We start from the raw sequence: 22,911 nt of genomic DNA on the forward strand, positions 1-22,911 counted from the left end.
TGACCTCTTCCGCAGGCTCAGGGGTGGGGTGAGGGTCGATCAAACGACACCCAAACCGCAAAAGATAGACGTACACCTCCCCACTTTTTCTCGGGGGGGGGTTGGGGGGGCTGAGCCCTTTATTGTTGGTCCACACGGAGAGGTCAGGATGGTTTTTTCATCCAATGTGTTCCTGTTTTTATTCTTGCCGGTGTTTCTCGCCCTGTATTACTTGAGCGGGCAACGCTATCGCAACCTGTTATTGCTCATCGCCAGCTACGTGTTTTACGCGTGGTGGCGCGTGGACTTTCTGGCGCTGTTTATCGGGGTCACGGTCTGGAACTACTGGATCGGCCTCAAAGTCGGTGCCGCAGGTGTTCGCACCAAACCCGCGCAGCGTTGGCTGCTGCTGGGGGTCATCGTCGACCTCGCCATTCTGGGCTATTTCAAGTACGCCAATTTCGGCGTCGACAGTATCAACGCGATGATGGGTTCGGTCGGTCTTGACCCCTTCATCCTCACCCACGTGCTGTTGCCGATCGGGATCTCGTTCTACATCTTCGAGTCCATCAGCTACATCATCGACGTGTACCGCGGTGACACCCCGGCCACCCGCAACCTGATCGACTTCGCCGCCTTTGTCGCGATCTTCCCGCACTTGATCGCAGGCCCCGTGCTGCGTTTTCGCGACCTCGCCGATCAGTTCAATAACCGCACCCATACCCTCGATAAATTCAGCGAGGGCGCCACGCGGTTCATGCAGGGCTTCATCAAGAAGGTGTTTATCGCCGACACCCTGGCGGTGGTTGCCGATCACTGTTTCGCGCTGCAAAACCCGACCACCGGCGATGCCTGGCTCGGTGCGCTGGCGTACACCGCGCAGCTGTATTTCGACTTCTCGGGTTACAGCGACATGGCCATCGGCCTGGGCTTGATGATGGGTTTTCGCTTCATGGAAAACTTCAAACAGCCTTACATCAGCCAGTCGATCACCGAATTTTGGCGGCGCTGGCACATCAGCCTGTCGACCTGGCTGCGTGACTACCTCTACATCACCCTGGGCGGCAATCGCAAAGGCACGCTCATTACTTACCGCAACCTGTTCCTGACCATGTTGCTGGGCGGTCTGTGGCACGGCGCAAACATCACTTACATCCTGTGGGGCGCCTGGCACGGCATGTGGCTGGCCATCGAAAAAGCACTGGGCCTTAACACTAACCCGCGGGCGCTGAACCCGATCCGCTGGGCACTGACCTTCTTGATCGTGGTCATCGGCTGGGTGGTTTTCCGCGCCGAAAACCTGCACGTAGCCGGGCGTATGTACAGCGCCATGTTCAGCTTTGGTGAATGGTCGCTGTCGGAACTCAACCGCGCCAACCTCACCGGTTTGCAAGTCGCCACGCTGGTGGTGGCCTACCTCACGCTGGCGTTCTTCGGCCTGCGTGATCTGTACCGCAAGCCCACAGAACTGGACCTGAGCAAGGATCAAACACTGCCCGCTGACTGGTCACGTTATGCACTGCGCAGCGTGATCGGGCTGTTGTTTGTGGCCTCGATTTTCAAACTCTCGGCGCAAAGCTTCTCGCCGTTCCTGTACTTCCAGTTCTAAGGGGAGCCGACCATGAACCGAACATTACGCATCGTCTACGTCACCAGCTTCTGCGGCCTGCTACTGGGTTTGGGCGCGGTCTCGCTGCGCAGCTTTATCGGCTTTGACACGCCAGCGCAAACCACTGTGCTTAATGGCCATTGGAGCAAAGCCGTCGAAACCCATTACGACGACGAGTTCCCGATCAAGCGCCTGGGCACCAATCTGTGGGCCGCGCTGGATTTCACCCTGTTCAACGAAGGCCGTCCCGGCGTGGTGCTGGGCCGCGATCAATGGCTGTTCAGCGACGAAGAGTTCAAACCGTGGCCCAACGCGCAGCAGAACGTGGCCGACAACTACGCGCTGGTCGAAGGGGTGCGTAAAACCCTCAAAGAACATGGCGTGAAACTGGTGATGGCGGTGGTGCCGTCCAAAGTGCGCTTGTACCCCGAGCACATGGGTGAGCAGCGCCCTGCCCGCATTCATGCCGATCTGTACCGCGACTTCCACGCGCAACTGGCTGCCAGCCAGATCATCGCCCCCGACTTGCTTGGCCCGCTGCAACAGGCCAAACAGGGCGGCGCGCAGGTGTTTTTGCGCACCGATACGCACTGGACGCCAGACGGCGCGCAAGTCGCGGCCCAGCAACTGGCCGCGGCGATTGGCAGCCAGTTCCCGCTCAGTGGCGAACCGCAGCAATTTGTCACCCAAGCTCAAACAACCGAACAGCACAACGGCGACCTGGAGCGCTTCCTGCCGCTGGACCCGTTGTTCAGCCACCTGCTGCCACCGCCCGAGCCGCTGGAAAAACGCAACACCCGCGCCGCCGATACGGTCGCCGACAGTCAAGACGCGCTTTTCGCCGACAGCGAAGTGCCCGTCACGCTGGTGGGCACCAGTTACAGCGCCAACCCGAACTGGAACTTCGTCGGCGCGCTGAAACAAGCGCTGCGCAGCGACGTGATCAACGATTCCAAGGACGGCCACGGGCCGATCCTGCCGATGCTCGCTTACCTGAAAAGCGATGCCTTCAAGAACACCCCGCCCCAAGTGCTGATCTGGGAGTTTCCCGAGCGTTACCTGCCCGTGGACAACGAGATCGGTGACGCCGACCCCGCGTGGGTCGCCACCTTGAAAGAAGCGGGCGCACGCCAACCGCAACTTGCACAAAACACTGCGAAATCCGAGACGCCCAACCGGGCGCAAAACTGAAAGAGAGGTTCGACTAATGACTATTAAAACCCTGCCGTTCACACCTGCTCCACGTCGTCTCGCCAAATCCTTCGCGCTGATCGCCGGCATGAGCCTGCTGTCACTGCAAGCGTGGGCCGGTGGCGATGCCGCCCTGTACGGCCCCACCGCACCAAAAGGCTCAAGCTTTGTGCGCATGTTCAACGCCAGCAATCAGCAAGTCAGCGCCACCGTGGGCAATACCGCCCTCAACGACATCGCGGCGCAAGGCAGCAGCGATTTCAGCTTCCTGCCACAGGGCGATTACAGCGCCAAAGTCGGCAGCCACAGCCTGCCCGTCAAACTAAGCGCCGATCACTACTACACGCTGGTCAACACCAGCAGCGGTCAGCCGCAACTGATCGAAGAACCGCCGTTCAAGAACAAGCAGAAATCATTGGTACGGGTGCAGAACCTGACCGACAAGGCGCTGACCTTGAAGACTGCCGACGGCAAGACCGACGTGGTCAAGGCCGTGGCCGCTCAAGGCCGTGGCGAGCGTGAAATCAACCCGGTGAAAGTCAGCTTCGCGCTGTTCGAGGGCGACAAAAAAGTCAGCGACCTCAAGCCGGTAGCTCTTGAGCGCGGTGAGGCGGCGGTGCTGTACGTCACCGGCAGCGGCAGCAACGTGTCACCGACCTGGGTCAAGCGCCCGGTTTCGACCCGCTAACCCTTTTTTGCTCTGTAGCCGCCAAGTGCTTTCAAGATCAAGAGATCGCAGCCTTGGGCGGCGCCTACAGGGAAGCCAGCAACCCATTTCAGTTTTTGGAGAGACATCATGATTCCGGTAATTCTTTCAGGTGGTAGCGGTTCGCGTCTGTGGCCTTTGTCGCGCAAGCAGTTCCCCAAGCAGTTTCTGGCCCTGACCGGCGATCAAACGCTGTTCCAGCAAACCCTGGAGCGTTTGGTGTTTGACGGCATGGACGCACCGATTGTGGTGTGCAACAAAGAGCACCGTTTCATCGTCAACGAGCAGTTGGCCAACCGCAACCTCGACACCCAGCGCATCCTGATGGAGCCGTTCGGCCGCAACACCGCACCCGCCGTGGCACTGACCGCGATGATGCTGATCAATGAAGGCCGCGACGAGCTGATGCTGGTGCTGCCGGCCGACCACGTGCTGGAAGACCAAAAAGCCCTGCAACGCGCACTGGCACTGGCCACCGTGGCAGCTGAACGCGGCGAAATGGTGTTGTTCGGCGTGCCTGCGCTCAAGCCTGAAACCGGCTATGGCTATATCAAGTCCACTGCCGATGCCTTGCTGCCCGAAGGCGTGAGCCGCGTGGCTTCGTTTGTCGAAAAACCCGATGCCAAGCGGGCCGCCGAATTCGTGAAAAGCGGCGGTTATTTCTGGAACAGCGGCATGTTCATGTTCCGCGCCAGTCGCTTCCTCGAAGAGCTGAAAAAGCACGACCCGGACATCTACGACACCTGCCTGCTGACCCTTGAACGCAGCCAGCAAGACGCCGACACCGTGGACATCGACGACGCCACCTTCGCCTGCTGCCCGGACAATTCCATCGACTATGCCGTGATGGAAAAAACCCAGCGTGCCTGCGTGGTGCCGTTGACGGCGGGCTGGAGCGACGTGGGTTGCTGGTCGTCGTTGTGGGATGTGAACGAAAAGGACGCCAACGGCAACGTCAGCAAAGGCGACGTGGTGATTCAGGACAGCACCAACTGCATGATCCACGGTAACGGCAAACTGGTGTCCGTGATTGGCCTGGACAACATCGTGGTGGTGGAAACCAAAGACGCGATGATGATTGCCCACAAGGACAAGGTTCAGGGCGTCAAACAGATGGTCAACACCTTGAACGCACAGGGCCGCAGCGAAACCCAGAACCACTGCGAGGTGTATCGCCCGTGGGGCTCGTACGACTCGGTGGACATGGGTGGGCGCTTTCAGGTCAAACACATTTCGGTCAAACCGGGGGCTTGCCTGTCGCTGCAAATGCACCACCACCGCGCCGAGCACTGGATTGTGGTATCGGGCACGGCAGAAGTGACGTGTGACGAAAATGTGTTTTTGCTGACCGAAAACCAATCCACTTACATTCCGATTGCCTCGGTACACCGCCTGCGCAACCCTGGCAAAATCCCGTTGGAAATCATTGAAGTGCAGTCCGGTAGCTACTTGGGCGAGGACGACATCGAACGCTTTGAAGATGTGTACGGTCGCTCGACGCCGATTGAGCGCGGCATTTCAATCAAGACCATTGCCCAGTAAACAGGTGATCGGGTGTGGCTGACTGTTGACCCAACCCTCGCCCACAGGGAGAGGGTTGGGTAGGGGCCGCACCTGGCGCATCACCAATTCGCCATTCCCACCTAAGCTTGAGTAGGATGTCCCTCCACTCTTTGCGAGGCGAGCGTCATGCTTATCGGCGTTCTACTGATCATCACCTGGCTGGTTCTTCTGTTGCGCTACCCGTCCAAGGCGTTGCCGGTTTCAATGGCCGCACTGGTGGGACTGGGCCTCGTGGCCGCCTCGGTCGCCTGGCTCGATCACCGTGAAGCCCAGCAACTGGCCCGCCTTGAGCTGCGTATGGTCTACGCGCCCGACCAATGCCCTGCCGATCGCCCCCTGCGCCTGACCCTGCGCAATGGCAACGACGTGCCGCTGCTCGCACTCGGCTGGCGCGTGGCCGCTTATGCGCCGGGGGACACGGTCAACCTCGCTGACAATTTGTACACCGCCCCGCGTTACCGTGGGCCGGGTGAACTGCAAGCAGGCGGCGTGTGGCAAGACTGTCTGCCAGTGCCGCCCCTGCGCGCCGGTTACCGCCCGCAAACCCTCGAATTTCGTGCTGAGCGCCTGCAAGGCAGCTTTTCCAACTGATTTTTTTGCTTTATCAAGGATGTTTTGATGCCTCTCGTGTTGATTACTGGCTGCTCCAGCGGCATTGGCCGCGCCCTTGCCGATGCCTTCAAACAGGCCGGTTACGAGGTATGGGCCACGGCCCGTAAAACGGCCGATGTGGCACAGCTCAGGGCCGACGGCTTTGTGGCGGTGCAATTGGACGTGAACGACAGCCTTGAGATCGACCGTTTGAGTGCGCGGCTCAAGCAGCATGGCAAAGGCCTGGATGTGTTGATCAACAATGCCGGCTATGGCGCGATGGGGCCCCTGCTCGATGGCGGCGTGGCGGACCTGCACATGCAGTTTCAAACCAATGTATTTTCCGTGGTCGGCCTGACACAGGCGTTGTTTGAACCGCTGCGCAGCAACCGTGGGTTGGTGGTCAATATCGGCAGCGTTTCCGGTGTGCTGGTGACGCCGTTTGCCGGGGCCTACTGCGCGTCCAAAGCCGCCGTGCATGCCTTGAGCGAGGCAATGCGCATGGAGCTGGCTCCCTTTGGTGTGCGGGTGATGGAAGTGCAGCCAGGCGCCATTGACACCTGTTTCGCGAAAAACGCCAGCGCTCAGGCCGAAGTGCACATTGGCCAAGACTCGCCCTGGTGGCCCATGCGCGAGGGGATTCGCGCACGCGCCAAGGCCTCGCAAGACAACCCCACGCCGGTCAGTGCGTTTGCCAACGCAGTGTTCAAAGCCACCCAAAAAGCCCGCCCGCCTGCACTGTTGCGCTACGGCAATGGCAGCCGCGCCATGCCGCTGCTGGCTGCGCTGTTGCCGCGCACGTTGCTGCAAAAAATCTTGATGAAACGCTTTGGCCTGAACACGCCCGCATAACGCCCCTACGTTGATCAGGCATGGCGTTTCATGAAGTCGATAAACACCCGCACTTTGAGCGGCAGGTGACGGGTGTCGGGGTACAGCGCGTAAACCCCTTGGCGGGTGAAGTGCCAGTGGGGCAGCAAACGCAGCAGTCGCCCTGCGCGCAGGTCGTCTTCAATCAGCCAGTCAGGCAGGATCGCCACGCCCTGACCGGTCAGTGCAAAAGCACGCAGCACCGACGAGTTATCGGCCTTGATCCGTGCCCTGCCCGGATTGGGCTGATAAGGCCGCACGCTGGTCGTGCCGACCTCGGTCACACTCAACTCCCCGACGCGCCCATGTTCAAGCCACGGCGTTTGCTCAAGGGCATGCACGCTGTCGATGGGCGGCTGGCCCTGCACAAAGCCCGGTGAGGCCACGGGCACAATCTCGAATGTACTTAACTGCACGGCGCGATGGCTGGAGTCCAGAATGCGGCCCAAACGCAGGGCCACGTCAAAGCGCTCGGAGATCAAGTCGGCGTGGGTCGATGAGGTCGAGAGGTGCACATTGAGGTCAGGGTGCAGGGTACGAAACACCTCCAGCGCTGGCACCACTTTGGCCAGCGCATATTCCACCGTGGTGGTAATGCGCAGCGTGCCCTTGAGTTCGGTGTGCTCGCTGCGCGCCTCGTCAATGGCGAGTTGCGCCGCTTCAAGCATGCTCAGGCAGCGCTGATAAAACCGCTCGCCCGCTTCTGTCAGGGCCAGCCTGCGGGTGTTGCGCGTGAGTAAAGTAACGCCCAGCTCAGCTTCCAGGCGTTTGATATTGAAGCTCACCACCGCCCGGGTTTGCCCCAACAAATCGGCGGCCGCAGTGAGGGAACCGGCCTCGACCACGGCTTTGAAGGTGTCGAATCGGTCCAGACTGACCATGCTGAATGCCGCCCATTGTCAAAATAATTTTGACAATCTAGCAGCGTCGGCGCCGTTCCTCCATTCGCAAAACCCACCTACTGTGCGGCTTCGTATCAAGGAGCCGGTCATGGCCTATCGCAACAAAATCGCAGGGGTGTACCTGTTGGGCTATGCGCTGGATCTGGTGAACATGTTTGCCGTTTCGATTGCCTACCCACAGATCGGCCTGGAACTGCACGCCTCTGTCACCCAACTGGCCTGGATCGGCAATGCCTACATGCTGGGTCTGATCGTGGTTATTGTGCCCAGCGTGTGGCTGGCGGCGGCGGTGGGTGAAAAACGCCTGCTGCTGATTTCACTGCTGCTGTTCACGGCGGCCTCATGGGGGGTGGCACAGGCCGCGTCGATTGAAACGCTGATTGGCTGGCGCTTGCTGCAAGGGCTGGGGGGCGGGTTGTTGATCCCGGTGGGGCAAGCAATGGTGTATCGCGAGTTTCGCCCCCATGAACGCGCTCGCCTGACCTCAGTCATTTTGCTGGTGGCGCTGCTGGTGCCCGCCCTTTCGCCTGCGCTGGGCGGCTGGGTGGTTGAGGCGCGGTCATGGCGCTGGGTGTTTTACGCCAATGTGCCGCTGGCCCTGCTTGCGTTGCTGCTGGCGCAGTGCTGGATCAGGGCGAAGGGGCAATCAACGCGCCCCACCCCCGTCAAATTCAGGCAAATGGCTCAGTTGCTCAAAAGCCCGTTGCTGCGCATTGCGATGCTGACGTACCTGTTTATTCCGGGGGTTTTTATTGGCACCCAACTGGTGAGTATTTTGTATTTGCATCAGTTGGGTTACACCCCTGCACAAACGGGTGCGCTGATGTTGCCGTGGGCATTGGCTTCGGCCCTGGGCATTGGCCTGAGTCGCTATCAATTCAACCGGGTGGGCCCCAAGCCGTTATTGCTGCTGGGCATGAGCGCTCAGGCGCTGGGCATCGCGCTGTTAATGCAGCTGGAGGCGGGGCACACGCTGCTGCCGATGGCGCTGTATGCCTTGATGGGGTTCGGTGGCAGCCTGAGCAGCAGTACCGCACAAAGCACCGCCTTTATTGATGTACCTGCCGAGCACATGACCCACGCCAGTGCCGTGTGGAACCTCAATCGGCAGTTGAGTTTTCTGCTCGGCCCGGCGTTGATGATGGCGCTGTTCGCGGCCTTGACCGCGATCACCTCGACGCCCCACGCCTTTGCCCTATGCTTTGCCATCGGATGCGCGTTGACGCTGGTGCCGCTCATGCCTGCGTTACGCCTCGATACTCCACGCGTGCTGGCCTTGCTGGCACCCTGACTCAAGAGAAAGTGATGACTGATTATTCGCGCTACTTCGACCTTGTAAAAGAAACCCATGTCGAGATTGAAGGCTGGTTCAGCGGGCTGCAACCGGGGATATTGCCGACGTTGCTGGCCCGTTTTTCAGCGCAATTTACGATGATCACGCCCCACGGCAAGGTCCTGGACATCGACGGTGTAGAACGCCTGTTCGAACCACTGCGCGGTGCCCGGCCGGGTCTGGCCATTACGCTCAGCGAGTTCAACGGCATTGCCCTGCACGCAGGCGGCGCGGTGGTCAGTTACCGCGAGGTGCAAGAAGAACACAACGGCAACCGTACTGATCGGCGTGCGACCGTGGCATTTGAAGTGGACGCGGCAGGCAACGTGCTATGGCGCCATTTGCATGAAACCTTCTGCGCGGTTTGATCCTGCACCGCAGTTGTCGCTGAGATGCAGCGCGAGGCGGCGATCTTCCACTGGTGATCGCCGCCTCGTTCCTCGACAGCGACTACAAAGAATGTCCCGGATGCGCGTCAACTTCATCCTGCTGCACGATCACGGTGCAGGTGGTGCCCGCCGCCAGCAAGAAGCCGTCCGGAATTTCGTCGATGTGGATACGCACCGGGACCCGCTGCGCCAGACGCACCCAGTTGAATGTCGGGTTGACGTCAGCCACCAGCTCGCGGCTCTCAGGGTTATCACGGTCATAAATGCCCCGCGAGATGCTCTCGACGTGACCTTTCAACACTTCGCCACTCATCATTTGCAGGTCAGCTTTGTCGCCCACGCGGATATGCGGCAACTTGGTTTCTTCGAAGAAGCCGTACACCCAGAACGAGTCTTTATCGACCACGGCCATTTTCGGGTCACCGATGCGCGCATAGTCACCGCGATGCACATTGAGGTTGGTGACGTAACCATCGACCGTCGCCAGCACACGCGTGCGCTTGAGGTTGAGCTGCGCGCCATCCAGTTGCGCCAGTGCGTGCTGGTAATCGGCCAATGCGGAGTCCGCGATGTTGCTCGCGTCGTCACGGTTTTCTTTGGAGATGACCAAGTTGTCCAGGTCCGCCCGGCGATGGGCATTGAGCTTGCGCATCTCCCACGTGGCCTTGCGTGAGGCCACCAGCGACTGAGCCTGTTTGACCGCAATTTCGTAGTGCTCGGGGTCGATTTCCAGCAGCACGTCGCCCTTTTTCACCAGTTGGTTGTCTTTGACCGGCACGTTGACCACGTAGCCGTTGACGTCGGCCGCCACGTTAATGATGTCGGCACGCACGCGGCCGTCGCGGGTCCAGGGGGTGTTCATGTAATGCACCCACAGGGTTCGGCCGATCCATATCGCAAGGGCCAAAACCAGCAAGGTGGCAAGCAGGCTGAAGAACTTTTTCATCGGATCGGTCTCAACGGTAAACAGTGAGCGCCATGGCGCCAAAAAGACAAGCAAACAGGCTCAGGCGCAGCAGCGCCGGGTGCCAGAAGAAGCGGTACAGGTCGTAGCCGGAAAACAGTCGGTCAAAGCCCCACGCCAACCCCGCCGCGATAAAAAACATCAGGGTCATGGTGGGCATATAGACGCCGTGGAAGGCGATTTCACGAGGCATGGTTCAGTCCTTGCGGCTGCGCGTAGGCCGCCAGTGGCGATTGCGGGTCAAGCAGTGAGGTACGAATGAAGTGCAGGTAGCTTTGCACCCGCACCAGCGCCGAGGTGTCGAAGTTGCGGGCAAAGGGTTCGTCGGTGGCCTGCACGCGGCTGATGGCGTGGTCAACGGCGATCAGGGCGCGTTCAAGGTTGCTTTCGCCGGGGCTGATAAACAGTCGCACCAGGGCGCGGCCCATGACGCGGATCGCCTGTCGCCAAGGCTGAGATTCGGCATAGGCTGGGTGAATCGGCAGAATCGCCTGCTCTTTGCGCAGCTCAATAATCGCGTGGCCCACTTCCAGCACGACAAACATCCAGCGCAGCAGCTCGCGTTGCACCTTGGGCTGACCAGCGGCCAAGCCATACGCCTGGTTCATCAGGTCGCGGGTGCGGCTTTCAAGGGTGGAACTCAAACCTTTGAGCTTGCCGCTGATGGCGTACACCACTTGCTCACGCAGGTCTTGCTCCAGGCGGCTCCACAACCAGCGGCTGTTGGGCGGCAGGATGATTGCGCCCGCGGCGGCGCACACCAGCATGCCAATCACCATGGCGATGTAGTCATTGATGAACTGGTACGGGTTGTAAATAGTCAGGTTGTCCGGCACCGAACCGGTGCTGAAAAAGATCAACAACCCCAGCCCCACGCCCGCGTAGTTGGCCCGCGAGGTCAAGAATGAGCCGAACATGATCACCGGCGTCAGCACCAGGCACAGCAACGGGAAGCCGTCGATGTGCGGCAAGACGAAGAACATCTCGAAAAAACCCACCAGCGCACCGATGAACGTGCCGCAGGCCATTTGAAAGGCCATGCGTTTAGGGTTTGGCGTGGCGGCAGACAGGCCCACCGTCGCCGCCGCAATCAAGGTCATGGTGGCGCCGCTCGGCCAGGCGGTCATGACCCAGTACGTGCCCAGCACCACCAAAATGAACGACGCGCGAATACCCGACGCTGCCGCCGACCACCAGTTGGTTTGCGAAATAAACGGCTGGTCCCAGCGCTCCCGTTCGTGAGTGTGGTCGGCCAGCGAGGCATGGGTCAGCGCGTAGCTGTGCATGTCGTCGACAAACCGGTACAGCAGTTCATAAGCGGTGTTGAAGTCCAGAAAGTCCGAAGGGCTTGGCTCGGTTTGCAGAAATTCAACGCGCAAACTGCGCACATGCTCGGGCAGGCCCGCTTTGAACGCGGCCAATTGCTCGGCCAGTAAGGCGGCGTCTTTGTCCGTGAGCGAGCGCGCGTTGTAGGTGTCGAGCAGTTGCGCCAGCAGTTCCAGCTCTGGCTCGATGGCAGACACCACTTGCACCACGCCCCGGCTGCGCAACCGCGCGAGCAACTGGTGCAAGGCGTTGAAGCGTGTGGTGATGGCCATGAACTCACTGTTGAGGCGGCTCAGGCGACCGCTGCGCCGACGCATGTGCGGGTCTTCAAACACGGTCACGCTGCGCATGCCTTCAAGGCCCACGCTTTCACCGATAAAGCGCACGTTGCTGGCTTCGTAGTCTTCCTGGGACGACTGGCCGCGCAAACCCTGGGCCACAAAACCGGCGAACACGCCGAAGCGCTGGTACAAGGCGTTGTGCATGGCCGCGCCTGCGGTTTTGGGCAGGATCGCGGCACTGATCACCGTCGAACAAAGAATGCCGAGGGAGATTTCCAGCACCCGCCACACCGCCGCCATGAATGCGCCATCGGGATGCGCCAGCGCAGGCAAGCCCACCATCGCGGCGGTGTACCCGGCCAACACAAACCCATAGGCACGAAAGTTACGGCAGCGCGCCGCACCGGCCGAACAGAGACCGACCCAGATCGCCATTGAACCGAGAAACAGCACCGTGTTTTGCGCGAACAAGGCGATCAGCGCCACCATCACTGCCGAGCCGGTCAGGGTGCCTAAAAAACGGTAGAAGCTTTTGGCGAACACCTGGCCGCTTTGCGGCTGCATCACGATGAACACAGTGATCATCGCGGTACGCGGTTGCGGCAATTCCAGGCGCATGGCCAGCCACAGGGTCAAGAACGCTGCGACCAGCACTTTGAAGATATGCACCCAGGTCACGCCATCGCTGCGGACCCAGTCAAAAAAGCCCCGGCGCCATTCCAGCGAATACAGCCAGCGTACCGGGGCGGGCAAATGGTTCATCTACAGGCTCTCAAAATTAGCCATCAGGGGGTATGGGCTGTTGCAGGCCGGGATCCAAGCATAAAAAGATCGCAGCCAGCGCCAGCGCCTACGGGGGTTCTTCATCCGATCGTTAAGGGTTGAAAATCGCCATCACGGCGGGCGGTTTGTCCGGCACGTAACGGTCGTCTTTGGGCACATCGTTGCCTGCCCCCAGACCGCCACCCAACGCCGTCACCAGTTCAGCGTGAGCACTCAGGCGCGCTGCCTGCACCTGCTGCTCAATTTGCTGCTGCTTGAACAACAGGGTTTGGGCGTTGAGCACGTTGAGGTAATCGGTCAGGCCGCGCTGAAAGGCGACCATGGCGATGTCGTAGGTTTTTTGCGCTGCTTGCACCGACTCAACGGCGAAGGCCTGCTGTTTTTCCATCGACTCACGCTTGATCAATTGATCGGAAATGCCCTTGAGCGCGGTGACCAGGGTTTGGTTGTACTTGGCCACGGCCATGTCATAACCGCCTGAAGCCACGCCCAGTTCAGAGCGCAGTCGACCGCCGTCGAAGATCGGCAACGAGATGGCCGGGCCGACGTTGTAGTTAAGCTTTTTACCCGTCAGAAATGACAGTGCGCCGCCACCCGTGGCCATAAAGCCGATGCTGCCCACCAGGTCGACGTTGGGGTAAAAACCGGCGTGGGCGACGTCAATTCCGCGCGCTTGTGCGGCCACTTGCCAGCGGCTGGCGACCACGTCAGGGCGCTGACCCAGCAGCTCGGCCGGCAAGGACGAGGGCAAATTGAGGGCGGTGCCCAGCGCCAGCGTTGGACGCTTCAAGCGCGCACCTTCACCCGGCCCTTTACCCGCCAGTGCTGACAATTGGTTACGGGTCAGGGCGATTTCTTCTTCCTGAGCGTCGATCTGACGATGAATTTCGGGCAACGGCGCCTGCGCCTGGCTGACTTCAAAGTGCGTACCGATGCCGCCGTCCAGACGTTTTTGCGCCAGGTCGAGGATCTGTTCCTGCTGGTGCAGGGTCGACTCAATGATATCAAGCTGGGCGTAATGCAGCGACAACTGGATATAGGCGCGCACCACGTTGTTCTGCAATTCGAGCTGGGCCTGACGCGCTTCGGCGGCGCTCATGTGGGCCATGTCCACGGCCTGTTCGGTGGCATTGCTTTCGCGGCCCCACAGGTCGAGGGCAAAGCTCAAGCCCAGCGCGGCGTTGTTATCCCAGGTCGTGGAGTTGTCGAGTGCGCCCGGCCCATAAAACTGATCGGACGGCCAGTTATGGCGTTTGAGCGTGGCGTCAGCATTGATCTGCAACGACTCGGCAGACTCGGCCACGCCCGCCATCGCCTTGGCCTGACGCACCCTGGCGGCGGCCATGGCCATGCTCGGGCTGCCCTGCACCGCGAAGCTGATCCAGGCATCCAGCTGGGGGTCGCCATAGGCATGCCACCATTGGGCTTTGGGCCAGTTTGCGTCTTTCGCGGCGCTTGCAATCGCCTCGTCAGTGGCCAACGTATTGGCGGTCAACATCTGGCTTTTGGGACCGATGCCACCAAAACCGATACAGCCGTTTAATGCTAACGATAAAGCCAGAACACTGAGGGCTTTAAGCTCTCTGCTGATGCGACGCGGCACTGCTGCAAATTCCTGCATGAGGGGAAGGAGGCTTGAGTCGGATAAGTCTATGGGTTGGCAGGCGCAACGATAAGCTGGCATAACTGTGAATCTTTATTACCGTTATCAGGATAATCCGTTGGTCGAATGCATAACCCTCGGTAAACACTGAAACTTCATGTCACAATTTGTTGCTGTCTACTTTGTTGCTGTCCCTTTTATTGCCCTCTGAGAGCACCCCATGGACACCTTGCAAAACATGCGCGCGTTCAGTTGCGTGGCCGAAGCCGGAAGTTTTACGGCCGCCGCCGCCATGCTGGATACCACCACCGCCAACGTGTCGCGCGCGGTCTCAAACCTTGAGGCCCACCTGCAAACTCGACTATTGAACCGCACCACCCGGCGCATCGCTTTGACTGAGGCCGGTAAACGTTATTTGCTGCGTTGCGAGCAGATTCTGGCTTATGTAGAAGAAGCCGAAGCCGAGGCCAGCGACGCTCATTCGCGTCCTGCCGGGCAGTTGAAAGTACACACCATGACCGGCATCGGTCAGCACTTTGTGATCGACGCCATTGCGCGCTATCGCAAGACCCACCCGGACGTGACGTTCGACCTGACCCTGGCCAACCGCGTGCCGGACTTGCTCAACGAAGGCTATGACGTGTCCATCGTGCTGGCCAGCGAACTGCCGGACTCGGGTTTTGTGTCCCAGCGTCTGGGCATTACCTACAGCATCGTGTGCGCCTCGCCGGGTTACGTAAAAGCCAACGGCACCGCCACCAAGCCCAGCGACCTGCTCAACCACGCCTGCCTGCGGCTGGTCAGCCCGGTGATTCCGCTGGATAAATGGGTGTTCGACGGCCCTGAAGGTCAAGAAATGGTGTTGATCAACACCTCGCCGTTTTTGGTCAACTCGGCGGACGCGATGAAAACCGCGATCACCAGTGGCATGGGTGTGGGCGTGTTGCCGGTGTATGCGGCTATCGACGGTTTGCGCAACGGCACACTGGTGCGCATGCTGCCCCAATACCGCTCCCATGAACTGAACCTCTACGCCATCTACCCGTCGCGCCAATACCTGGATGCGAAGATCAAGACGTGGGTGGAATACCTGCGTGGCTCGTTGCCAGAAATCTTGACCGCGCACCAGACAGAACTCGCGACATATAGCTGAGTCGCGGCCCTCACCCCAACCCTCTCCTGCGGGAGAGGGGTTGAGGCGCTGCAATCTTCAGCCATGAATGTTAGCGTGCTTGCATTCCCGACAGCCGATGAGTCTTGTTCCGATGAGCCTTCCCAGCACCAAAAAAACTGTTCTCGCCTTTAGCCGTGTGTCCCCCGAGATGATCGAGCGCCTGCAACAGGACTTCAACGTCATCGCACCCAACCCCAAACTCGGCGATATCAACCAGCAGTTCAACGACGCCCTGCCTCACGCCCATGGCTTGATCGGCGTCGGCCGCAAATTGGGGCGCCAGCAACTGGAAAACGCCAAACAGTTGGAGGTGGTGTCCAGCGTGTCGGTGGGTTACGACAACTACGACGTCGATTACTTCAACGAGCGCGGGATCATGCTCACCAACACCCCGGATGTGCTCACCGAAAGCACCGCCGACCTGGCTTTCGCCCTGATCATGAGCAGCGCCCGCCGGGTGGCTGAACTCGACGCCTGGACCAAGGCCGGTCAATGGCAAGCCAGCGTTCCGCCCGCTCTTTTCGGGTGCGATGTGCACGGTAAAACCCTGGGCATCGTCGGCATGGGCAACATTGGCGCCGCTGTGGCACGCCGTGGCCATTTCGGTTTCAACATGCCCATCCTCTACAGCGGCAACAGCCGCAAGACGGCGCTTGAGCAGGAGTTGGCCGCGCAATACCGCAGCCTCGACCAACTGCTGGCCGAAGCTGATTTCGTGTGCCTGGTGGTGCCATTGAGCGACAAAACCAAACACCTGATCGGCCAGCGCGAATTGGCACTGATGAAGCCAAGCGCGATTCTGGTGAACATTTCCCGTGGTCCGGTGGTGGACGAACCGGCGCTGATCCAGGCCCTGCAAAACGCTACGATTCGCGGTGCCGGGCTGGATGTGTACGAGAAAGAGCCACTGGCTCAATCGCCATTGTTCCAGCTCAAGAACGCCGTCACCCTGCCGCACATTGGTTCGGCCACCCATGAAACCCGCGAAGCGATGGCCAATCGCGCGCTGGCTAACCTGCGCAGCGCATTGCTCGGTGAGCGTCCGCAGGATCTGGTGAACCCGCAGGTGTGGACAGCCTGATACGGTTGCGGCGCCTTGATATCAAGGCGCCGGGGTTGGTTTAAATCACGTCAGCCTGGCCAGCGCGGAGTGAGTCAAGCCATTAAGCAAGACCTGGCGCTCTCGCTTCCAACTCTCGAAGTTGTCCACGGTCGCGGTGTAGCGCTCATTCTCGATATCGCCCATTGCCTCAAAATCAATTTCAGCCTTTGCGCTATTCAACGCCTCAAACTGATCGGCGTAACGCGTCTCCAAAAAGCCGACCCAAAACTGATTCAGGGTCATGTAATGGATCATCAACTCGCCCCCCTCCAGGACCAGCACAGCATCTCGCGCCCGTTCAATCACATGGGTTTCTACGGCGCCAAGGGTATTGAACCGCATGTGTTTGGGTTGCGCTGGCAACTGCAACTCATCGGTTAATTGAAGTCGGTAAAAAAGGGCTATTTCAAGCTCATCCACCGCTTCGGCCCCGCCTCTTTTTCTCACTTCCTCGCCTGCCAGGCGATCCAGCTGATGCCCGCGAAACTCCCCGCGTATGAGGCGCGCAAGATTGAGTTCAGCCTGCACCGGATCATCAGAGGCCAGGGCAGCACTGACGTGTACTTGCAGCTCCAGCCTGCTAAATAGCATCGCAACTGAATCACAGCACTGCCTGGGCTCGGCTGCCAACTCAAAGAGTGCGCTGCGCAGGCCCTCGTCAAGGGCGGCTGCGTGGAGCAGTGACTGAACACGCAGGGCCAGATCGTGCGGGGCATTGGTAAAGTCAGCCGTAGTGGTCAACCGGCCAAGCAATTCAAAAAAGGCCTCTGCCTGGGGATCCGCTTGCAGCAACTCGCATTCCTGCTGCCGGACTGTCCTTACGCGTGGATCAAGCCCATTGAGCCAGACTTGGCGGTCAAACGGCAGCAGTGACGGGTGATCGGCAATGTGATGCAGGCCAAAACTGATACCGGTGCGTCTCTGGTAAGCGTGCAACTCACGCAAAGCGGCAGGTTCCAACCGGTTGCCTTGCAAAAAGGTAATGCGATTGATGGCCTCAGAACCTTGCAGTACAGCGGGCGGTAGCACGCGAATGTGGTTATCGGTTAAATCCAGGCGCGTGAGGTGGGCCAATTGCAAAACACCCAGTGGCCAGGTCTCCGTTTCGGTATTGGCGAGGTTTAATACGCGCAAGGCGGTCAGATTTCGAGCATCGAATCTTGTCGATAACCTGCAGCCTTTAAGGTTCAGACGCTGCAACCTGACCAGCCTGGTTAACGCGTTTAGATTGGCTTCATCCAAACGGATAGCATTGTAGGAAAGTGACAATTCAATCAGGTTTTCAAGCTGGCCAATGGCCTCAGGAAAGCCCGACAGGAGGCAGCGCTCCATTTTCAATACGCTCAACTTTGGGAAGCAACGCAGGAACTGATTGATATTTTCATTCACCCCCAGCCCCACTCCGGCACCCACCCGCGAATCGTTCAGGACCAACTGCCTGATATGCCCAAAGCCCGCAGTCGGGACCGGCAAGGTGGCAACCCGTGTTCCTTCCAGCACCAGGGTGTACCCCACAATCGCCCCGGCTTCATTCGTAAAGGCAGGGGTTTCTTTACGCCACGCGCGCACCAGTGCTTGGGCAACTCCGGCCTTATGATTGCGGGTACCTGCATCCCCCGTCTGAGTGTCAGGCGTGTGTGACACCCATTCTTTGAGTTGCTGCTCCAACACCGTGAACTCGGCTTCGAGTCGAGTAAATTCGGCGCCGATGTTCAATCTGCGTTCACGCATCCTGTTAATGGCCCGCTGCGCCTCGTCTGGGGGGCTGGCGGGGTAGAGGTTTTGATAGCGCCTGATTAATGGAAGGTCGCCTAACCAACGCTCGCTTGCTTCTCCCCGGCCACTGAGTGTGTAGCCGATACGCCCGTCGGCCAATCGCCGGGGAGGCAAAAACCACGGTTGAGGTAAAACCATGCCAAGGGCTTGAAACGCCGAATCACGATTCTCGGCAGCTTTTAACGTCAACTGCTCCTTGAGCAATACGGCTGCGCTTTCATCGGTATAACCCAATGCTTGACGCTCGTGAGTGGGCAGGGCCGCCAACAACACGCTGAAAAAATCGTGCCCCCGGACACTCTCAGCGTTATCTGAAGCCCGTGATGCGTGCCAGCCCTGCTGTGTTTTCAAAATCGTAACCTGCACAGCCGCACTGTCAGGCCCCAACGTACTGATCAAGGTCCCGCCAGGAGAGCCCTCATGCACGTTGATCTTGACGCTGGCTGGCCACCCTGGATGCTTTGCGAGCCAGTGCATCATTAACTTCACACTGTCGTTATTTTGCAGGCCCGGTAGATAAAAGCCTTCAATGGCCCGGTTGATCCGTAGCTCGCGCGCATACCATCGTGCTTCTTGCGCCAGGCGCAAGGGCACCCGCCCCTGCTCTTTCATCTGGGCCCGTTCAAAGGGGCTCGCACTCTGCACCAGGTCTGTGGCGATGCAGCCTGGCAGGCTTGGGAACACACGCATGATTAACGCCACCGAAGGGTCAGGCTGGCGCTCGGAAAGCTCAGCGATGAGGTCGAACAGAACAGGCGTCACGAGGCCTTCAGACCGCGTCAAATGGTGGTAAAGCACGTGCGCATACACCACGTCATCCGGGGTTTGGCTCAGTACGTCATAAAAGCGCTCACCCGGTTTTAGTAACGGCCTGAATGCCTGTAACTGCTCGACGGTTAAAGGCGCCATCACGCCCTGCTGTTCCGGCCCTTCAAACGCGTTTTTGATGTCATTGAAAAAGGAACCCTCAGCATCGCTCGCCCGCTTGGACAGCAAGATTTCAAGGCTGCGTACGAGCTTGAAGCGTTGCTGTGTATCGAGCAGTAACGGCGGGGGTTGTTCGTCGTTGACATGTACTCGCCTCAGCCTCTCTTCAGTCGTACCGCTGGTGTGCAAAATGGCCGTGATTTGATCGGCGTCAAAGTGCGAGGCGCCATACCCCAGGCGCCTGAACAAATACTGTCCGTCCCACTCCAGAGGCCGTTCAAATTGATGGCGCCATGCGCCAGCACCATTGCCATACGCACGTATCGGTGCCTTGGCAAAACAGGTGGCATCAATGATTGAGGCGACAACGCCATTGAATGGCGATTGCACTTGATAGCAATGACCGTCAATGACGATGGCCGGGGCATTATTGAGGGTGTACCTGCCTTGGGCGTCAGGGCGGACATCCGCTACGGCGCGTGGGTCCTTTAATGCATAGCTCTTGACCTGCGGGCGCTTGGGATCAAGGAACCCCTGCGCTGATCGTTGTGCCATAAGCCGCTTGCACACAAATGTGCGCCAGCCGTGTGCCGTCAATAAAAAATCGCTGAGCCGTGTGTCGTGTACCGGGGAGGCTTTATACCCTGCGATCAAAGCTTCAAAAAAACTGTCCGGGCCCTCTATCGCCGGGATAGGCGCATAGGTGTGGGTGTCATATGCCGAGTACTTGCCTTGACCATGGGCGGTGAGCACCCATGCCGTGTTGCTGTACCTGTAGGCCGCTGCCCCCCCGTCTATACCGCTCACGTCAATGATCAGATCAGCACCCAGCCACTCTTTGATCAAACCTGCGCTGACGATACGCGACCATTGATCGACATCCGGGTTAAACGCCCGCGGGTGGTAAATACCATCCAGCATGCGTTCGACACGGGCCGTGAAGATGGCCTGGCGGATCGCGTTGTATAGCGTGTCAGGCAGGTGGTAAACCTCAGAGGCGACACGCGGTGCACGGCTCTCATCAAGGTGGGCCATGTAGCGTACAAGCTCGGGATAAGCGCGTATCAATTCGCCACATCGAGCCTGTGACAGGCCCGCATGCAAATCCCGCAGCCGGTGCATGACGGGTAACGGCGGTGCCTTTCTTGGCGACTCCAGCGCAAGGAAGTTGAGGTCCAGGCTACTGGCCACACCGCTCGCCGGGAGGCGATCAGCGTTGAGGGTCAGGGCATTAAATAATGCGGCCTTATGGGTTTGGAGTTGTGTCGAGAGTAACGTGACCATCTGCGTTTTAGTGATCGGTAACGAGAGTTCCCGGATGACTGCGCTAAAAAAAACCTCATCAAACGCTTTCAACACCGAAGGCCGGTTCAATACCAGCACGCCATCATCCAGACGCCTGATGTCCAACGTGTTTGAAGCACTGCCCTCCCGCCATGACTGTCCATACGTATCGTTCAAATGGCCGTCGTGATCAAACACACGCAAACGCTTGTCTTTAGGCCAATCGTCGAGTTGGGTCATTAGCGCCAGCACAGGCCGCTCAATGACGGAGGAAGACTGCACATCATGACTTAAACGTTGCGCGCAACGTTCAAGCAACGTGTCTGCAAGGGCCCTGGTCACCGCATCCGCCAGCGAAGCCGGGGCCGCATCTCCTGCCCACATGCCTTGCAACTGGCTTCGCGTCACAGCGCTGATACCCAACGCGACCTGGGCCGACTGCTCAGTCAAACCAGGGGTGAGCATGGATAAAAACTGAGCATCGCTTAAATTGCTTGGGTCATAGTTTTTGAGAGACCAACGCTGTTGCGTGGCATCCCACTCCACCTGCGGCCGATATGACGCCGCATTTACGCTGGTGATCGCGCGCCAGGTGCCATCCGGATTGCGTACAACTTCCACGACCGATTGGCGCCCGTCTTTTTCGAGAAATACATAATCACGCGCCTCGTGCCGGTAAATGCCGCGCTCATCGAGCGCCATATTCTGAGTGACGTCCTGAGGCACGGGGGCAAATCGGGCGGGGTCGCTCATCCATACATCGGTGGTCCCGTCACTGCGAACATAGGGTCGGGGCTGCCCCATGCTGTGCAACAGCTTTAACTGCCTGCGGTGTGCCAGTCGGCCTGCCTTTGAGTTCAACCATGGCGTAATCAGAATATCCAGCGCATCGACCAGCGTCTGTGCCAGCCCCGCAGAGTCGCTCTGACTGGCTTGCTGCAATGCGCTGAATGCACTGCGGGCGGTCGCCCCGAGAAACAAAAATTGAATCGCCCGCGATAACCCCTTTGTGGCGCCGGGGACCGGTATCAATAAGAGGCTCGACACTTCGTCAAGGAATACGCTGGCCACCGTCCTCACGTCCTCCCAGTCCTTGACCGACTTCTCTACCGCCATTTGCTTGAGGCGGTAGAGGTATTGCTCGCAGGTGAAGGTGTGCAGCGTATCTTCCAGCGACGTACGGACACTCATTGGCTTGAAGCCCAATTCGTCGAAGGGGATCCAGCCACGTTTGAGGTGGGGCAGTCGGCCAATGAAGTTGAAGTTGGTCGCGTCAATGACGTCAGGAATAACCGCGGTCAGCTTCTCGTAGAAGGGAGCGGTCAAATGCGCTTCAAACCAGCCCAGCGTATTGTCAGCCCGCGCCTTGAGCAGTTGCGCCCTGAAATCAGCAATCAAATGACTTTGACTGTCGTGCAAACGCAACTCGCCGTCGGGTCGCCCCGGAAAAAAGCTGAACAGACCCTGCCCGCCCACGTACTCAATCTGATAGAGCGGAATATGAATGTGATGCTCTTCCCACTCAAATTCAGGCGCGGGACGATTCGAGAGAGTCAGTCCGGTTTGCACACGAAAACCATGACCCAGCCAATACTCCGAGGCTTTGAATTTTTTTGTCAGCACAATTGGCGTAACACGCAAACGGCCCAATGGGTGATCAAGCACTTCACTCAGGGCCCGGATATTTGCGCGCACGCTGGGGGGGCGAGCGGACCTTCGGTATAAGTCCAGCAAACAAAACTGTAGGTGGGCTTTTGTATAGGTGCGCAAAAGCGTCTGCAACACAGCACCTTCGGCCATTGACGCTTCAAGTTGCTCGCGAAGTTTGACCCCCAGATTCAGCTCACGTGCCACGTCAACAAATGTTCTGACGGAAATGATTGAGGTTGAATCAATGGACTCGGGAATTTGAGGTTGCCGCAAGTCGGTCCCGGCAGAGGCATTGATATAGCTGGCGTTTATCAAACTGCCACTTCTGAAACTGGCGAAATAAGACAAAAAGCCAAAGTTCACACACGCGGCTTGCCACAGGCTCATGCTAAGCACATGAACCAGGGGAGCATGTTCATCTCGAATCGCCTGCGGCTCAGGCAAGACCTCTGCTTCACCGCCATCCTGCGGCGCTGCGACAGAGCGTTTTAATCGCGTCGCCAACGCAGAAGAGCGTTGTGGCAGGGCGAGAAACCGGGTGTGTATAAAGACTTGATGGGGGTCCAGGTCTTTGCCCGTCAGCGCTAACAGCCGAGCCCGGATCAAGCCCGTGCCTTGGGTTTTAAATGCCTCCTTGATCGCGCTGTCTTCGTTTTCAAGGTTCTTTAACGCCGCCAAATGCTGACGCACCAGTTGACGGTATCGAAGTTGCTCGGCCTGTGTGAGTGAGGCCAGTTGACCCGTGATTGACTGACGCAAACTATCCAGCACACGGCCATCTACCCATTCTGACGCAGAGGTAAACAGGGAGAGAGCTTCATTATCTGACGGGTTCATAGGCCGTACTCTGGGTGGTAAACCTTGAGATTAACGACCTGACCCGGTTTAAAACGTTAGATATGTACTAC

At 58.9% G+C, this 22,911-nt stretch carries 16 protein-coding genes; 10 read left to right on the forward strand and 6 right to left on the reverse strand.

Annotated elements, in window-relative coordinates; genetic code table 11:
- Nucleotides 1-148: 148 nt before the first annotated feature.
- The 6 genes from ACP7A4_RS16980 (at nt 149) to ACP7A4_RS17005 (ending at nt 6,491) form a co-directional block, all read left to right on the forward strand.
- Nucleotides 149-1,588, forward strand: a complete 1,440-nt coding sequence (locus tag ACP7A4_RS16980) for an MBOAT family O-acyltransferase (RefSeq protein WP_059761899.1) — start codon at nt 149-151, stop codon at nt 1,586-1,588.
- A gap of 12 nt (nt 1,589-1,600) precedes the next feature.
- Nucleotides 1,601-2,779 carry an alginate O-acetyltransferase gene (locus ACP7A4_RS16985; RefSeq protein ID WP_203303913.1) on the forward strand — a complete coding sequence of 393 codons (1,179 nt, stop codon included), beginning with the start codon at nt 1,601-1,603 and terminating at the stop codon, nt 2,777-2,779.
- 31 nt (nt 2,780-2,810) lie between these two features.
- Nucleotides 2,811-3,467: an alginate O-acetyltransferase AlgF gene (locus ACP7A4_RS16990; RefSeq protein ID WP_059761943.1), complete on the forward strand. Its 657-nt coding sequence runs from the start codon at nt 2,811-2,813 to the stop codon at nt 3,465-3,467.
- Nucleotides 3,468-3,575: 108 nt separating this feature from the next.
- Nucleotides 3,576-5,027 carry a mannose-1-phosphate guanylyltransferase/mannose-6-phosphate isomerase gene (locus ACP7A4_RS16995; RefSeq protein WP_059761901.1) on the forward strand — a complete coding sequence of 484 codons (1,452 nt, stop codon included), beginning with the start codon at nt 3,576-3,578 and terminating at the stop codon, nt 5,025-5,027.
- 147 nt (nt 5,028-5,174) lie between these two features.
- Nucleotides 5,175-5,639 carry a multidrug transporter gene (locus ACP7A4_RS17000; RefSeq protein WP_203303914.1) on the forward strand — a complete coding sequence of 155 codons (465 nt, stop codon included), beginning with the start codon at nt 5,175-5,177 and terminating at the stop codon, nt 5,637-5,639.
- Between the two features lie 27 nt (nt 5,640-5,666).
- Complete coding sequence (locus ACP7A4_RS17005) at nt 5,667-6,491, forward strand: SDR family oxidoreductase (RefSeq protein WP_426247835.1); 825 nt, start codon at nt 5,667-5,669, stop codon at nt 6,489-6,491.
- Nucleotides 6,492-6,505: 14 nt separating this feature from the next.
- On the opposite strand, the gene ACP7A4_RS17010 is transcribed toward ACP7A4_RS17005, so the two are convergent.
- Nucleotides 6,506-7,390, reverse strand: a complete 885-nt coding sequence (locus ACP7A4_RS17010; protein WP_426247836.1) for a LysR family transcriptional regulator — start codon at nt 7,388-7,390, stop codon at nt 6,506-6,508.
- Between the two features lie 109 nt (nt 7,391-7,499).
- Here ACP7A4_RS17010 and ACP7A4_RS17015 point away from each other — a divergent pair, with 109 nt between their 5' ends.
- Nucleotides 7,500-8,702, forward strand: a complete 1,203-nt coding sequence (locus ACP7A4_RS17015) for an MFS transporter (RefSeq protein ID WP_203303917.1) — start codon at nt 7,500-7,502, stop codon at nt 8,700-8,702.
- A gap of 14 nt (nt 8,703-8,716) precedes the next feature.
- Nucleotides 8,717-9,112, forward strand: a complete 396-nt coding sequence (locus ACP7A4_RS17020) for a DUF4440 domain-containing protein (RefSeq protein ID WP_203303918.1) — start codon at nt 8,717-8,719, stop codon at nt 9,110-9,112.
- A gap of 82 nt (nt 9,113-9,194) precedes the next feature.
- Here ACP7A4_RS17020 and ACP7A4_RS17025 read toward each other — a convergent pair whose 3' ends face one another.
- The 4 genes from ACP7A4_RS17025 to ACP7A4_RS17040 all read right to left on the reverse strand — a co-directional run bounded on the left by ACP7A4_RS17025 (nt 9,195) and on the right by ACP7A4_RS17040 (nt 14,090).
- Nucleotides 9,195-10,079 carry an efflux RND transporter periplasmic adaptor subunit gene (locus ACP7A4_RS17025; RefSeq protein WP_048363219.1) on the reverse strand — a complete coding sequence of 295 codons (885 nt, stop codon included), beginning with the start codon at nt 10,077-10,079 and terminating at the stop codon, nt 9,195-9,197.
- Nucleotides 10,080-10,089: 10 nt separating this feature from the next.
- Nucleotides 10,090-10,290, reverse strand: a complete 201-nt coding sequence (locus ACP7A4_RS17030) for a DUF1656 domain-containing protein (RefSeq protein WP_016781859.1) — start codon at nt 10,288-10,290, stop codon at nt 10,090-10,092.
- Nucleotides 10,280-12,466 carry an FUSC family protein gene (locus ACP7A4_RS17035; protein WP_426247837.1) on the reverse strand — a complete coding sequence of 729 codons (2,187 nt, stop codon included), beginning with the start codon at nt 12,464-12,466 and terminating at the stop codon, nt 10,280-10,282. Before ACP7A4_RS17035 ends, ACP7A4_RS17030 begins: the two co-directional genes overlap by 11 nt.
- Before the next feature lie 112 nt (nt 12,467-12,578).
- Nucleotides 12,579-14,090, reverse strand: a complete 1,512-nt coding sequence (locus ACP7A4_RS17040) for an efflux transporter outer membrane subunit (protein ID WP_426247838.1) — start codon at nt 14,088-14,090, stop codon at nt 12,579-12,581.
- A 220-nt stretch (nt 14,091-14,310) separates the two neighbouring features.
- Here ACP7A4_RS17040 and ACP7A4_RS17045 point away from each other — a divergent pair, with 220 nt between their 5' ends.
- Nucleotides 14,311-15,243: a LysR family transcriptional regulator gene (locus tag ACP7A4_RS17045; RefSeq protein ID WP_059761910.1), complete on the forward strand. Its 933-nt coding sequence runs from the start codon at nt 14,311-14,313 to the stop codon at nt 15,241-15,243.
- Nucleotides 15,244-15,355: 112 nt separating this feature from the next.
- Nucleotides 15,356-16,345, forward strand: a complete 990-nt coding sequence (locus ACP7A4_RS17050) for a 2-hydroxyacid dehydrogenase (RefSeq protein ID WP_203303920.1) — start codon at nt 15,356-15,358, stop codon at nt 16,343-16,345.
- Between the two features lie 45 nt (nt 16,346-16,390).
- On the opposite strand, the gene ACP7A4_RS17055 is transcribed toward ACP7A4_RS17050, so the two are convergent.
- Nucleotides 16,391-22,840: an NEL-type E3 ubiquitin ligase domain-containing protein gene (locus tag ACP7A4_RS17055; RefSeq protein ID WP_426247839.1), complete on the reverse strand. Its 6,450-nt coding sequence runs from the start codon at nt 22,838-22,840 to the stop codon at nt 16,391-16,393.
- Nucleotides 22,841-22,911: the final 71 nt, after the last annotated feature.

Origin of the sequence: Pseudomonas sp. TWR3-1-1, from assembly GCF_049896545.1 — a bacterium.
Lineage (GTDB): Bacteria > Pseudomonadota > Gammaproteobacteria > Pseudomonadales > Pseudomonadaceae > Aquipseudomonas > Aquipseudomonas weihenstephanensis.